The following is a 13,846-nucleotide window of genomic DNA, read 5'->3' as shown; positions in this document are numbered from 1 at the left end:
GGGGCTTCGGCCTCGAGGAGGACACTTGCGCAATTTTCTGAGTACGACCGCAATGGCGGTTCTTGCGGCAACGCTTCTGGCCGGTTCCGCAACGGCAGCCGAGACCGAGAATCCGTTCCGCTGCAAACCGGGCGAAAAATATGTGATGAACGTCATGGTTTCTGGCGTTGAGTACTGGTTTCCCGTCTATGAAATGTTCAAACAGGCTGGCCAGCAGTTTGGCTGCGAGACGGAATATACTGGCACACCGGAATATGACGTGAACAAGCAGATCGCCACGTTCGATCAGGCGTTGGCGCAGAATCCAGCTGGTATTCTTGTTCATCCGATGAACTCCGACCCGTTCATCGAGCCCATCAACCGGGCGATCGATCAGGGTACGGCGGTCGTCACATTCGCAGCAGATTCTCCGCTGTCGAAGCGCGTGTCCTTCATCACTTCGGACAACACCCGCGAAGGCACCTATGCTGCCGATGCCATTGCCCAGAAAATGGGCGGCAAGGGCGAATATGCTGTTCTTGAAAATCCGGGACAGGATAATCACGACAAGCGCATTGCAGCTTTCATCGCCCGCATGGAGGAGAAGTGGCCGGACATGAAGCTGGTTGGTCGTGCTGCTTCCAATCAGGACCCGACGAAAGCGTATCAGGGGCTGTCGAGCCTCATTCAGGCCAATCCGAACCTCGGCGCGGTTTTCATGCCGGAGGCCAACTCTGCAATTGGGGCTGCTCAGGCGAACAAGGAAGCCGGTGGCAAGGTTCTCGTCATGTGTGCCGACGTCAACGCCAACATCCTCGACATGATCAAGGCTGGTGAAGTCTTCGGGTCGATCAATCCGAACCAGGGCATGCAGGGCTATATGGGCTTCATGCTGCTGTGGCTTGCCAAGCATCCGGAACTGATCGACCCGATGAATGACGCTAAGCGTTCCGGCTTCAACCCGATGAGCATTCCCGTTGTCGATAATGGCCTCTCGATTGTGACCGCAGAAAACGCGGACGACTTCTATTGGGACAAATATTTGAAGCGTCGCGGTACTAAGGGCATTGAGGAATAGGCTCCGTTCAAGAAGCCATCCGCGCCCTGCGGTGCGGATGGTTGGAATGGAGAGGGAGGAAAAAGATGGCTGAACCGGTGCTTACCATTCACGGTGTAACCAAGCATTTCGGAGCGGTGAAGGCGCTGACGCAAGTGGATTTCAGGCTTGAACGTGGTGAGGTCCATGCGCTCTGCGGCGAGAACGGTGCTGGTAAATCGACACTGATGAGCATTATCGCTGGCGTTTTGCAGCCGACTGAAGGTGAGATACGCATTGACGGCAAAATCGTTCACATTGCCTCCCCCGCCGTGGCGCAATCGCTTGGTATCGGTCTGGTGCATCAGGAAATAGCGCTTTGTCCGGACGCGACAGTGGCCGAAAACATGTTTATGGCAACGACCAATCGCCGTCGTTCACCGTTCATGAATTACCGCGCGCTGGAAAGTGATGCGCAGATCGTGATGAACCGCCTGGCGGCTATCGATGTTCGGCAGAAGGTCGCCAACTTGCCGATTTCTAGCCAGCAGCTCGTGGAGATCGCCAAAGCGCTGACACTCGACTGCCGTGTGTTGATTCTGGATGAACCGACGGCTGCGCTCACCGAAACCGAGGCACAGCAGCTCTTTTCGATTATCCGTGATCTAAAGGCGAATGGCATTTCCATCATCTATATCAGTCACCGTATGGCCGAGATTTTCAGCCTCTGCGACCGGGTGACGGTTTTCCGCGATGGTCGTTATGTATGCACCGATCGCATTGCAGATGTGAAACCCGACGATGTGGTGCGTCGGATGGTAGGACGAGAGATCACGCAGCTCTACCCAGATAAGCTTGGATCACACGAGGCGACGGGTGAAGTCATTCTTGAAGTTGGTGGTATTGGCGATGGGTTGCGTTTCACAGATGTAAGCTTCTCTCTGCACAAAGGTGAAATTCTTGGTGTCGGTGGCCTTATCGGATCGGGGCGAACGGAGATTGCCGAAGGTATCTGCGGCCTTCGCCCACGTACCGCAGGAACAGTTCGCCTCCATGGCAAGACACAGAAGATCAATTCATATTCCGATGCCGCCAAGGCCGGCATTGTTTACCTTTCCGAAGACCGCAAAGGTTCTGGCGTATTCCTGGAGATGTCCATCGCACAGAATATTTCCGTGCTGGACCTGAAATCATTGACCAATGCCGCCGGACTTCTGAACGGTCGAGCCGAGGCTGCACTTGCAGAGGATTTTGCGAAAAGGCTTTCCGTGCGAATGGGTGGCATCGAAGCGCCCGTGAAATCACTTTCAGGCGGCAATCAGCAGAAAGTGGCAATCGCCAAGCAACTGGCGGTAAAGCCCAAAGTCATTCTGATGGATGAACCGACACGGGGCATAGATGTCGGCGCGAAGGCGGAAATTCATCGCCTGTTGCGGGAGCTTGCGCTCTCCGGCATCGGCATCATCGTCATCTCGTCGGAAATGCCGGAACTGCTTGGGCTTGCTGACCGCGTGCTGGTCGTTCGGGAAGGGCACATTGCGGGAGAGCTTTCTGCGGACACCATGTCGGAAGAGGCAGTGATCCTTCTTGCTTCAGGCGTAGGCGCGGAACGGGCATCGCATCATGCCGCATGAAAAGAAAATGGGAGAGGGTGAAATGGCAATCGACACAATGGCAGCCGCTGCGCCAAAAAATTCGTCGATAAGGCGCACGGGAACCATGCGTGAAGCCGGTTTGATTGCGATCATTCTGGCATTGGCCGTGGTGATGAGTTTTGCGTCGCCGCATTTTCTGACGCTAGGCAATTTTCGTGCGATGTTGATGAGTTTCTCGGTGGAAGGCATCGTCGTGGTGGGGATGACGATCCTGTTGATTGTCGGGGGCATCGACCTTTCGGTCGGCTCGGTGGTCTGTTTTTCCATGGTCCTTTCCGGCGCACTCTTTCTTGCTGGGCTTGATCCATGGACGGCTTCGCTTGTCGGTATCGCGGCGAGCGCAGCCATCGGCGGCATTATGGGTTTCTTTGTAACCGTCGTTGGCCTCAACCATTTCATCACGTCGCTGGCAGCCATGGTAATTGTGCGCGGCCTCTGCCTTATCATCACCAAAGGAACACCATTGTCGCTTTTCACGCTGCCGCCAAGCTTTAAAGCGGTGGGGCAGGGCACATTCTATGGCATCCCCTATGTCATTTTGATTTTCGTCGCCGTCGTCATTCTGTTCGACTTCCTGCTCCGTCGTGCCACGGCCTTTCGCAAGGTGTTCTATACCGGCAGCAATGAGAAAGCGGCGCTCTATTCAGGCATAAAGACGAACCAGGTCAAATTCTGGGTTACGGTGTTGTGCTCGACGCTCGCCGGTGTTGCAGGCGTCATTTATATGTCCCGCTTCGGTGCTGCTACGCCTACTTTTGGTGTTGGCATGGAGCTGAATATTATCGCTGCGGCAGTCATCGGCGGTGCATCGCTCAGCGGTGGTTCAGGTACTATCCTTGGCGCTATTCTCGGCATGGCTCTGCTTTCGCTGGTCACATCCTCGCTGATCCTTCTCAATGTTTCGGTGTACTGGCAGGACATGATCAAGGGCTGCATTCTTCTTGCCGCTGTTTCGATCGACCATTTCCTGCACAAGCGGAAGGCGTCCTGATATGCCCATTGCTAAACTGAAACCAAGAACAACAGCGCCACGTGAGGAAATCGTCGTTGCCCGCCAAATGCATCAGGCTCTCGTCCTGCATTTTCTGGAAGGGTTGACACAGGCGCAGATTGCGGAACAGCTCGGGATTTCTCACGCAACTGTCAACCGGCTCATCAAACGCGGCCGCCAGCTTGGCCTTGTAGAAATCAAGATCAAGTCGCCGGTCGAGCCTCTTATCGATCTGGAAGAACGATTGCTGGCGCTTGGTGGCATTAGCCGCGCCATCGTTGTGCCGACCGCATCCAACAACCCGCAAACGGCTTTGCTGGCGGTGGGGGAAGCCGCTGCCCGCCTGCTTCTTGAAGAAATCGCCGATGGTGACACGATCTGTATCACTGGCGGAAAGGGCGTGAGTTCCGTGGTCGCTGGAATTCAGGCCCCACGCCGTTTCGATGTCGAGGTTATTCCAGCAACGGGCTGTGTGCAGGGGAAGCACTATACTGACGTCAATCACGTCTCGACTTTGATGGCCGAAAAGCTTGGAGGGCATTCCTATCAGATACATGCGCCCTTGTTCGCAGATGATGCTGCGCAGCGCGCTATGCTGATGAACATGCGCTCTGTCGCTGACGTGTTCCAACGGGCGAGGGAGGCCAAGGTGGCCATCGTCGGTATCGGCTCTATCGTCAGTACGGATTCGACCTATTACGATCTGCACCCGTCGTCGAGTGAAGACCGGACGGCTATCGAGCATTCCGGTGCCAGTGCGGAACTTCTCGCCCATCTGCTCGATGTGGAGGGACGGATTTGCAACTATAGCCTCAACCGTGCGCTGGTCTCGCTTACGCTGAATGAGTTTGCGCACATCCCGACGAAGATCGGTGTCGCCAGCGGATTAAACAAGGCCGAATCTATCCTGAGTGTTCTTCGCGGCAATCATCTCGATACGCTCGTCACCGACGAAGCGACTGGCGCCCGCATTCTCGAACTCGCATCCCAAGAAGGATATTCCGCATGAGCGGCGAACAGTTGATCCGCGAAATCGGGTGTTCCGGCGTCAAGGCTTCCGCAGTCGGTCTCGGTACATGGGCCATAGGCGGCTGGATGTGGGGCGGAACGGATGAAACCCAATCCATCGCAGCTATCCAGGCATCGCTGGATGCTGGCGTGACGCTAATCGATACGGCACCGGCCTACGGCCTCGGACGCTCCGAGGAAATAGTCGGTAAGGCGATTGCCGGGCGTCGTGACAAGGCGGTGATCGCGACCAAATGCGGCCTCGTCTGGCATACCCGGAAAGGTAAGCACTTCTTCGATCAGGATGGAAAGCCAGTCTATCGCTATCTGGGACGGGATTCAATCATCCACGAGGTGGAAGAAAGTTTGCGCCGTCTTGGCACCGATTATATCGATCTTTACATCACCCATTGGCAGGACCAGACGACGCCCATCGAGGAAACCGTCGCGGCACTTGAAGAGTTGAAGCAGGCGGGTAAAATCCGGGCGATCGGCGCCAGCAACGTCAATCGGCCGGAACTGGAACAATATATCCAGACTGGCGCGCTCGATGCGATTCAGGAGCGGTTCAGCATGATCGATCGGGAGATCGAGCAAGACTTGCTGCCGCTTACCACTGCAAACAATGTGTCGACGTTGAGCTATTCCTCACTCGCGCTTGGTCTTCTGTCCGGCATGATCGGACCGGAACGTGTGTTTTCCGGGGACGATCAACGCAAGGAAAATCCACGCTTTTCCGTTGCCAACCGGCAGAAGGCAAAGGATTTCGCGACGGCTATCAAGCCGGTCGCCGATCGCCATGGCGCGACGATAGCCCAGATCGTGATTGCTTGGACGCTGGCGCAGCCGGGAGTGACCTTCGCACTTTGCGGGGCGAGAAATCCGGTACAAGCCCTCGACAATGCGCAGGCAGGAGGGCTCCGGCTGTCGGCCGATGATCTTGCGGCCATCGACGCTGCCATTTCGGCACAACTGGTTAACATGGACGGATAACGGACGGCCATTATGAACCGAAAAGAGATATTAGACGGGCTCCGCCAGAGCCCGAAGGTGGACGTTTGTGTCGTCGGCGGTGGCATTAACGGGCTCAGCGTTTTCCGTGAGCTTGCGCTGCAGGGCGTGAACGTGCTGCTGGTTGAGCAGTCCGATTATTGTTCGGGTGCCAGCGCTGCGCTTTCACGTATGGTTCACGGTGGTTTGCGTTATCTGGAGAATGGCGAGTTCAGTCTCGTGAAGGAATCCCTTGTCGAGCGTGACAGATTGCTGCGGAATGCTCCCCACTATGTAGCGCCGTTACCGACGACGGTTCCGATCTTCGACATTTTCTCGGGATTAGGAAATGGGATTGTACGTTTTCTGGGGCTTACGCGCCGTCCGAGCCGGCGTGGTGCAATCGCCATCAAAACAGGATTAGGCATCTACGATTTTCTGACGCGCAAACGAGCGCTTATGCCAAAACACCGTTTTCGCAGTCGCAAAACGACACTTGCAAAGTGGCCCTCGCTCAATCCTGCGATCCGCAGTTCCGCTACCTACTTCGATGCGTGGGTCAGCCATCCTGAGCGGATTGGTATCGAGCTTCGGCGCGACGGCCTTTCAGCTGGACCAAATGCCAAGGCGCTCAACTATGCGGCAATTCGTGAACGTGGCGGCGGTGATTTCCAGTTATTCGACGGTATTTCCAGCGAAACACTCTCTATCCAGCCGCGGCTGGTCATCAACGCGACGGGTGGCTGGATCGATATCGCGAATGGCACACTGTTTCCGAAAGAGGCACAACCTGCCCCGCTGATGGGGGGCACCAAAGGCTCGCATCTCATTGTCGATAATCCCGCTCTCAGTGACAGTCTTGATGGGCACATGATCTATTACGAGAACGAGGACGGACGCATCTGCATCCTGTTTCCCTATCTCGGCAAAGTTCTCGTCGGCTCGACAGATATCCGCGTCGACGATCCCGGCACCGTGCGCTGCGAGGCAGACGAACAGGACTACATTTTGCAATCGCTCGCTTCCGTGCTGCCAGAGATCAAAATACGTCCTGAGGAGATTGTCTTCCAGTTCGCAGGAGTGCGCCCGCTGCCAGCCAGCAACGACAGTTTTACGGGCCGTATCCCACGCGACCATTTCTGCACGGTGCTTGAAGGGCAGGATGACCGTCCTCCCGTACTCTGCATGATTGGCGGAAAATGGACAACTTTTCGTTCCTTTGGCGAAATGGCTGCTGACATGGCGTTGAAGCGGTTGGGGTTGTCGCGACGGATCGACACGACAGAACGTGCCATAGGCGGTGGACACGCATTCCCGAAAGATCGTGCAAGCTGGATCGAAAAATTGACTACCGCCACCAGACTTCCCGCAGACCGCGTTGAAATACTCTTCAAGCGCTACGGCACCGATGCTGCCGAAATAGCTCGCTTCATTGCCACAGGGGCGGATCACGTCTTGCCCAATACCGACTACAGCACACGGGAGCTCCTGTATCTCATCCGCACAGAGGCGGTCGAACGTCTTGATGACTTACTCCTGCGGCGCACGACATTGGCGATTTCCGGCGAACTATCTCTCGCCATGACCGAGGCCGTGCTTGATTTGCTGGCGACGGAGAAAAGCTGGTCACCAAAGTACAAAAAAGCAGAGCTGACGCGATTTCTAACCCTCATGCGCGAGCGCCACGGCGTCGCCGCAGAAACCCTTTCCGCAAGGAACGAACGAAGGAGTGAATTATGCGAGAAAACCGCAAAGTCCGGATGAACCGACTGTTCGGCAACGGTCGCTGTCTGGATGTGGCTGTCGACCACGGCGTGTGCAATGAGCCCTCTTTTCTCGACGGCTTGGAGAATATGCCAGCTGTCATCAAGGCATTGATCGACGCAAAGCCTGATGCAATTCAGATGAACTATGGTCAGGCCGATCTGCTGCAGGATGTTCCCGGCAAGGATAAACCGGCGCTGGTCATGCGTCTCGACATGGGTAATCCTTATAACCGTATCCGCCATCGCGACATGTGGGCGGTGCTGCAGAACGAGGCCGATCCGCTGATCGGAGCGCTGCAGATGGATGCGGCCTGCGTGGTGGTGAACCTCTTCATGCTGCCGGACGAGCCAGACCTCTTTCGTCAATGCGTGCAGAACATTTCCCGCGTCCGGGCAGATTGCGAAAAATATGGTATGCCGCTGATGATCGAACCGCTCGTCATGCAGCCAGTCACAGAGCGCGGCGGCTACATGGTCGATGGTGACGCCGACAAGATCGTGACGCTTACGCGGCTTGCCCGTGAAATGGGAGCTGACATCATCAAGGCAGATCCGACAACAAATGCAGAGGATTTCCATCGTGTCGTAGAGACGGCGCGCTGTCCGGTGCTGGTGCGTGGTGGTGGTAAGGAAGATCTCTCCACCGTATTTGCAAAATCTGCAGCCTTGATGCAGCAAGGTGCAATGGGCATGGTCTATGGACGCAACATATATCAGCATGCCAATCCAAGCGCCGTGGTGCGTGGGTTGATGGCGATTATTCATAAGAATGCGAGCGGCGAGGAGGCCTACTCGCTTTATCAGCAGGGCTGAGTTACTGGATTAGTTGGACCTTGGGAGGGGTTCTTCATGCAAAAATATCTGTTGGGGCTCGATGCGGGCAACACTGTCATCAAGGCTGTGGTTTTTGATCTTTCGGGACGGGAGCTCGCCCATGCAGGTGAAGAAGGACATAGCCGCATGACGCATCCCGGTCACGTCGAGCGTGACCTTGGCGAGCTCTGGTCCAATGCCAAGCGGGTTATTCGGGCTTGCCTTGATAAGGCGGGGATAGCGGCGAGTGATATTGCCGCTATCGGCTGTGCCGGACACGGCAACGGGCTCTACGCGCTCGACCGGGAGGGAGATCCGCTCATAGGTATCCAGTCGCTCGACACCCGCGCGACCGGTCTCGTTGAAGAGTGGACGGCAAAAGGGGTGGGCGCAAAGACCTATCCGATAGCGCGCCAGCGTCCATGGCCCTCCCAAACCCCGACACTGCTTGCCTGGCTGAAGCGCTACCAGCCTGAACTGTTTGACCAGATAGGCACGGTATTTTTCTCCAAGGACTTCGTGGTCAATCGCTTGACGGGCAAACGTTTCAGCGAAGTTTCCGACATGTCGGGGGCAGGCTTGCTCGATCTTGCAACGCGCCGTTACGACAGTGCTTTGATGGAAGCTTACGGTTTGGGCGACTGTATGGATATCCTGCCACCGCTCATCGAAAGCGACAATATTGCAGGCAATGTAACTGAGGCTGTGGCGCGGGAGACCGGGCTTGCGGCGGGCACACCCGTTGTTGGAGGTCTCTTCGATGTTGTAGCTTCGGCGCTAGGTTCTGGTGTCTCACGCACAGGAAGTGCATCGATCATTGCGGGTACATGGAGCATCAACCAGATTATTGTCGACGGCCCTGATCTCAAGGGGCCGGTCTTCATGACCTCTACTTTTGATCGCAGCCGTTACATGGCGATGGAAAACAGCGCTACCTCTGCGGCGAATCTTGAATGGCTGGTGCGGGAATTCTTTGAAGGAGACCATCATACCGATGTCTCGTCATTTGATGTTTGTTGTAGTCTCGCCGCAGCCGTCGAACCTGCAGGTGATGATCCGCTTTACCACCCTTATCTCTACGGAGCGCAGCAGGACGGCCACGCCCGCGCAGGGTTTTACGGTATTGCGGGCTGGCATACGAAGGGGCATCTGATACGCGCTTTGCTTGAAGGCGTTGCCTTTGGTCATCGCCAGCATGTGGAAACCATCCGAAAAGCAGGCGCGACCTTCGAGGAGGCTGTGCTTTCCGGTGGCGGCTCACGCAGCCGTTTATGGCCCCAGATATTTGCCGATGTACTCGGCGTGCCAGTTTCCGTTGCCGTCTCACGAGAAACAGGCGCACTTGGCGCAGCCATTGCGGCAGGGACCGGTGTTGGGCTGTTCTTCGATTTCACAGAAGGTGCCAATGCCATGGTGCGCGCCGATCGGCATTACAAGCCGAACGCCGCGCTGGATGGACACTATAATCGCCGTTACGCGCTTTATGGAGATATCACAGCTGCAATGACGCCTCTATGGCGCCAGATACAGGCTAAACCGGTACAAACCGTCCAGTTAGCGGAGACTGTTTAGTCAATCGTGAGTCAGGTGGGAATTGCCCAAGCTGCTTTAGCCACCTCTTGGCTCGCCAAAACTGGTATAAATATCCGCTCTCGTCTGCGGCACAGCGGAAATGCCGCGTTTGCGTTTTGAAGCCAGGGTCTGGTTAATCTGGACGGTGCCTCTCTCAAATGCCAGTGAACACCCCGCAAGATAGAGCAACCAGAGACGCGCTTTTGGATAACCGATTTCGGCAACGGCCTTGTCGAAATTGGAATAAAGTCGTTCGCACCATAACCGGCAGGTGCGGCCATAATGTTCGCGCAGATTTTCGACGTCGTGGACTTCGAACCCGTGCCCTTCGAGGTTTTCTACCGTCATCCCAAGATGATCGAGTTCCCCACCGGGGAAAATATACTTCACAAGCGCCTTATGCTCTGCACTTTTGCGTTTGAAGGATTTCTTGTCCCTCTTCATACGCCGTGTGATTGCGTGGTGCATGTAAAGCCCACCGGGGCGCAGAAGCCGGTTCACGGCACTGAAATAGCTGTCGTAATTGGCGATGCCCACATGCTCGAACATTCCAACAGACGAAATTTTATCGAACTGACCATCAAGCTCTGTATAGGATTTGACGTGGATGGTAATCCTGTCTTCGAGCCCTGCCTGTTTAATCCTCTCTCGGGCCAGCGCCGTTTGTGCCTCCGACAATGAAACGCCGGTTCCGATGACGCCAAAGTTCTGCACTGCATAGATCAGGAGGGCACCCCAACCGCAACCGATATCCAGAAGACGGTCACCTGGTTTCAATCGTAATTTTCGGCAGATGAGTTCCAGCTTGTCCTTCTGGGCCTGATCGATATCATTGGCCCAGTCCGTGAAGTAGCCGCATGTGTAAACCATTCGCTCATCGAGGAATAAGCGATAAAACTCGTTGGACACATCGTAATGATGGGTAATTGCCTCCTTGCTCGATCCACTGACGAAAGGCTCCTTGCCGTCAAGAACCTCGCGCGCATCGGTTTTGCCAGCGAGCAGAAGAGCCGGAAGATCCTTGAGTAGTTGCCATTTTGGCAGCTCTTTCAGCCTGTTCTTCACACTTCCATCGGTTTTGGCATTTGCGAGGTCGAAGATTGTACCATTACTGATATCCACACGACCGGATGTCCAGATATCGATCAGAGAATCATAGTTGGGCTTGAGGAGAAGCTGTCGAACGATTGTCGGATCGTTGATTACCAATGATGGGCCATCGAATGCACCGATGCGCGTGCCATCCCATAACTCCACGTTGAACTGTGGGCGCAGTGTTTCAACAACTGTCCGAATAACGCGAACGGACCTGGTTTCAACCGTCATGCCATGCCTCTCTATTGAGGTTTCAGAAGATAATCTTCCCGCGCTGACCCTAACCGAAGGCATCTGCGATTGCAGTCATAAAATCGTGACAGTTACTGCTATGCCTTCAACAGGTACAGCACCTGATATGCAGGATTGCTTGCGCGTTGCGTTTCGGTCAAAACAACGCCGTTGATTTACGATTCAGGAAAAGGAGCAGCCGATGGGTAAACGTTCGAATACAATTCGATGGCTTGTAATATTCTCGGCCATATCTTGTATTCTGAGTTTTCCGGCGAACTTGCACGCGCAACAGGCAGAAGGTGCTGAGGTGTCGGCAGGGACTGAAGAGACATCGCATCATTCTGCACCGGTAACCGACACCTTTGGTCAGATCCAGTTCGTTCTGAGTGGCGATCCTGTTGTCCCCCCGCGCGATTATGCCAAAGGGTTGGAGATACCAAATCCTGATGAGTATGATCCTATCGAGTCCGGCACGATTTTTGACATCGTTTATTTGGGCGTCGCCGATGGCAGAATGCGTTTCGAGATTCGCGGTTATACCGCGACTGATCTGCAAAACCCGGATACGGGACAAACAGTCGATTTTCCGGTTGAGCAACAATCTATCGAAATCAGGAATATCCGGATTGACGTTGAGGCTGCCGAGTCGGGAAGCCTGACTTACCAGGCAAACAGGTTCTCTGAAACTTCAGGAGATTAGTTCTCTGATGTATCCCAACCTGGGTAGACGCCCGAACGTATGTTGCCCCAGGTCGGATCAATGTCGTGATACTCGTGATAAAGCCTGATAAAGATGGCAGTCACAAGGAAAACTGCGCATAAAGCCAGTATGATTTTAAAGAATAAGTCCGGCTTCAAGCTCTGCCTCGCCCATTGCTAAATGTAGCCCTCAGCGTTTTATATCCGTGCAGATCAATGTTTTCCGTTAACGGGTGCTGTCGAACGAAAGTTTCGTTCAGTGCGGCATTGTTGAGAAGTGCCTGCTATATTGAATTGTGAAACGATAGAAGCAGCGGGTAACAGCTTGCGATTCGATGAGCCGAAATTTTGCGCATTGAACCACGTGAAGAGGCAAACGGCATGGAATTTCCCCGTGATATTGAAGATGCGGCCAGAAATTTGTGGCTCGAAGTCTCAGAAGCGAACGAAAAAGTTGCACCCGTCGATATGATCGCACTTGCTATCCTGAGGGAGAGGCAGCGATGTGCGACAATTGCGCTTTGCGTATTTGATGATGAAGAATGGTCGGATGAATACCGCATGGCAGGTGGGTTGGCTGCGGATGCAATACTTGCAGGCAATAGCAATATTTCAGATTAAGCGGTGGCATCGCACGTGAAGCCTGTCGCATAAAGAAACGGAATGAAATGGTATTCGAACGTTTAGGGGCAGGGATTGTTGGCCTGCTGTCAATGACTTTGGTTGGATGCACGACATCGCCGCAGAATTATGCGTCCTCGCTTTCAATTCAGGATCCCAAATGGCAGTCGCCACAGTGCGAAGAAATTCGTGCGGAGGCCGCGAATTATGAGGCGAGAGAAAAGAAGGTTTCCGACCTGGCTCCCGGACTTCTCATCGGCCCGTATGGGCTGGGTATAGCGGCGGCAATAAAGGAGAATGACGAGAAGCGACGAAAAGTGTTCGTTCGCGAGATGCACCTGCGCTGCTCAAGTTTGCCTCTTCCGAGAGAGCTCGAAAATACACAAAACGAAACGAACCAATCAAAACCAGCTGATACATTTCGATAGTTTGCGTTCTTCTTCACATAATTCCGATCCGCAATAGCGACGTCAACAGCGAGTTAATGAAGATGCCCGAATTTGTACCTGTCATCGCGTTGCATGGCGGCGCTGGAACCATTCTTAAAGCCAATATGACGCCAGAGAAGGAAGCAGCCTATCATGCCGGTCTGCGTGAATGCCTGCAGGCTGGACTGGATGTCTTGCGTAAAGGTGGCAAAGCACTTGATGCTGTGACGGCGTCTGTGATTGCTCTGGAAGAAAATCCGCTCTTCAACGCTGGTCATGGGGCTGTTTTCACGACGGATGAAACGCATGAGATGGATGCGGCCATCATGGATGGTGCAACACGGGCATGCGGCGCCATCTCCGGAATTTGCGGGCCGCGCAATCCTGTTCTGGCCGCGCGTGCGGTCATGGAGCAGACCGAGCATGTATTTTTTGCAGGCGAAGGGGCAAAGCGATTTTGCGAAGCTGCGGGTCTGGAAATGATGGCGCCGGAGTGGTTCTCGACGGAGCAGCGTCGCAAGGCCTTGCATGACGAAATGGCACGTCGTCGCAGTGGTGCTGCCGATGATGGCGATCCTGCCCGCAAGCATGGCACTGTCGGGGCCGTTGCGCTGGATCGTTTCGGTCATCTGGCGGCAGCTACCTCCACGGGCGGCATGACCGCCAAGACCCCGGGACGCGTTGGTGACAGCCCGGTCATTGGTGCTGGAACCTGGGCGGATGACGAGACGGTAGCGCTTTCCGCCACAGGTCACGGAGAATATTTCATTCGCTGGGTGGTGGGTCACGAAGTGGATGCACGGATGCGCTGGGCAGGGCAATCGCTCAATGAGGCGGCTGGCGCGGTTGTCCGCGAGCTGGGTGAAATCGGTGGCTCCGGCGGTCTTGTTGCGGTGGATCGCAAAGGCAATGTCAGCCTGCCGTTCAACAGCCCCGGCATGTATCGTGCCTGGTGCGGT

Annotated in this window: 13 protein-coding genes; 12 read left to right on the top strand and 1 reads right to left on the bottom strand. The window is 54.9% G+C overall.

What is annotated here, in order from left to right:
* The first annotated feature begins 25 nt into the window (after positions 1–25).
* The 8 genes from AAE521_RS18745 to AAE521_RS18710 all read left to right on the top strand — a co-directional run bounded on the left by AAE521_RS18745 (position 26) and on the right by AAE521_RS18710 (position 9,810).
* Positions 26–1,057: a substrate-binding domain-containing protein gene (locus AAE521_RS18745; RefSeq protein ID WP_061346567.1), complete on the top strand. Its 1,032-nt coding sequence runs from the start codon at positions 26–28 to the stop codon at positions 1,055–1,057.
* 65 nt (positions 1,058–1,122) lie between these two features.
* Positions 1,123–2,649: a sugar ABC transporter ATP-binding protein gene (locus tag AAE521_RS18740; RefSeq protein WP_342062126.1), complete on the top strand. Its 1,527-nt coding sequence runs from the start codon at positions 1,123–1,125 to the stop codon at positions 2,647–2,649.
* A 22-nt stretch (positions 2,650–2,671) separates the two neighbouring features.
* Positions 2,672–3,661, top strand: a complete 990-nt coding sequence (locus AAE521_RS18735) for an ABC transporter permease (RefSeq protein WP_342062125.1) — start codon at positions 2,672–2,674, stop codon at positions 3,659–3,661.
* A gap of 1 nt (position 3,662) precedes the next feature.
* The gene (locus AAE521_RS18730; protein WP_342062124.1) at positions 3,663–4,670 is read left to right on the top strand and encodes a sugar-binding transcriptional regulator; all 1,008 of its coding nucleotides are present in this window, start codon (positions 3,663–3,665) and stop codon (positions 4,668–4,670) included.
* Positions 4,667–5,662: an aldo/keto reductase gene (locus AAE521_RS18725; protein ID WP_342062123.1), complete on the top strand. Its 996-nt coding sequence runs from the start codon at positions 4,667–4,669 to the stop codon at positions 5,660–5,662. The genes AAE521_RS18730 and AAE521_RS18725 overlap by 4 nt, the downstream gene beginning before the upstream one ends.
* 12 nt (positions 5,663–5,674) lie before the next feature.
* The gene (locus AAE521_RS18720) at positions 5,675–7,423 is read left to right on the top strand and encodes a glycerol-3-phosphate dehydrogenase/oxidase (RefSeq protein ID WP_342062122.1); all 1,749 of its coding nucleotides are present in this window, start codon (positions 5,675–5,677) and stop codon (positions 7,421–7,423) included.
* A complete protein-coding gene (locus AAE521_RS18715) occupies positions 7,396–8,238 on the top strand; it encodes a class I fructose-bisphosphate aldolase (protein WP_071633544.1) in 843 nt (280 codons plus the stop codon). Before AAE521_RS18720 ends, AAE521_RS18715 begins: the two co-directional genes overlap by 28 nt.
* Before the next feature lie 36 nt (positions 8,239–8,274).
* Positions 8,275–9,810, top strand: a complete 1,536-nt coding sequence (locus AAE521_RS18710) for an FGGY-family carbohydrate kinase (RefSeq protein WP_342062121.1) — start codon at positions 8,275–8,277, stop codon at positions 9,808–9,810.
* A 36-nt stretch (positions 9,811–9,846) separates the two neighbouring features.
* On the opposite strand, the gene AAE521_RS18705 is transcribed toward AAE521_RS18710, so the two are convergent.
* Positions 9,847–11,136, bottom strand: coding sequence for a class I SAM-dependent methyltransferase (locus AAE521_RS18705; RefSeq protein WP_342062120.1), 1,290 nt, complete (start codon positions 11,134–11,136; stop codon positions 9,847–9,849).
* 202 nt (positions 11,137–11,338) lie between these two features.
* Between AAE521_RS18705 and AAE521_RS18700 the strand changes: the two genes are divergently transcribed.
* From AAE521_RS18700 to AAE521_RS18685, 4 genes are all read left to right on the top strand, one after another.
* Positions 11,339–11,839 (top strand): hypothetical protein, encoded by a 501-nt coding sequence (locus AAE521_RS18700; RefSeq protein ID WP_342062119.1) that lies wholly within the window; start codon positions 11,339–11,341, stop codon positions 11,837–11,839.
* A gap of 347 nt (positions 11,840–12,186) precedes the next feature.
* On the top strand, positions 12,187–12,459 hold the full coding sequence (locus AAE521_RS18695) for a hypothetical protein (RefSeq protein ID WP_342062118.1): 273 nt from the start codon (positions 12,187–12,189) through the stop codon (positions 12,457–12,459).
* A 47-nt stretch (positions 12,460–12,506) separates the two neighbouring features.
* Positions 12,507–12,887, top strand: a complete 381-nt coding sequence (locus AAE521_RS18690) for a hypothetical protein (protein ID WP_342062117.1) — start codon at positions 12,507–12,509, stop codon at positions 12,885–12,887.
* 62 nt (positions 12,888–12,949) lie between these two features.
* Positions 12,950–13,846, top strand: an 897-nt coding sequence (locus AAE521_RS18685; RefSeq protein ID WP_342062116.1) for an isoaspartyl peptidase/L-asparaginase family protein, incomplete at its 3' end; no start/stop codon positions are given.

The organism is Brucella cytisi (assembly GCF_038433355.1).
GTDB classification, from domain to species: Bacteria; Pseudomonadota; Alphaproteobacteria; order Rhizobiales; family Rhizobiaceae; genus Brucella; species Brucella cytisi.
The sequence above is the reverse complement of the archived record's forward strand: the minus strand, read 5'-3'. Positions and strand labels throughout refer to the sequence as shown.

Excerpts from the sequence above, each read along its gene's own strand:
- AAE521_RS18700 (WP_342062119.1), top strand. The coding sequence starts at position 11,339 with ATGGGTAAACGTTCGAATACAATTCGATGGCTTGTAATATTCTCGGCC.
- AAE521_RS18705 (WP_342062120.1), bottom strand. The coding sequence starts at position 11,136 with ATGACGGTTGAAACCAGGTCCGTTCGCGTTATTCGGACAGTTGTTGAA.
- AAE521_RS18725 (WP_342062123.1), top strand. The coding sequence starts at position 4,667 with ATGAGCGGCGAACAGTTGATCCGCGAAATCGGGTGTTCCGGCGTCAAG.
- AAE521_RS18740 (WP_342062126.1), top strand. The coding sequence starts at position 1,123 with ATGGCTGAACCGGTGCTTACCATTCACGGTGTAACCAAGCATTTCGGA.
- AAE521_RS18735 (WP_342062125.1), top strand. The coding sequence starts at position 2,672 with ATGGCAATCGACACAATGGCAGCCGCTGCGCCAAAAAATTCGTCGATA.
- AAE521_RS18730 (WP_342062124.1), top strand. The coding sequence starts at position 3,663 with ATGCCCATTGCTAAACTGAAACCAAGAACAACAGCGCCACGTGAGGAA.
- AAE521_RS18720 (WP_342062122.1), top strand. The coding sequence starts at position 5,675 with ATGAACCGAAAAGAGATATTAGACGGGCTCCGCCAGAGCCCGAAGGTG.
- AAE521_RS18690 (WP_342062117.1), top strand. The coding sequence starts at position 12,507 with ATGGTATTCGAACGTTTAGGGGCAGGGATTGTTGGCCTGCTGTCAATG.
- AAE521_RS18710 (WP_342062121.1), top strand. The coding sequence starts at position 8,275 with ATGCAAAAATATCTGTTGGGGCTCGATGCGGGCAACACTGTCATCAAG.
- AAE521_RS18715 (WP_071633544.1), top strand. The coding sequence starts at position 7,396 with ATGCGAGAAAACCGCAAAGTCCGGATGAACCGACTGTTCGGCAACGGT.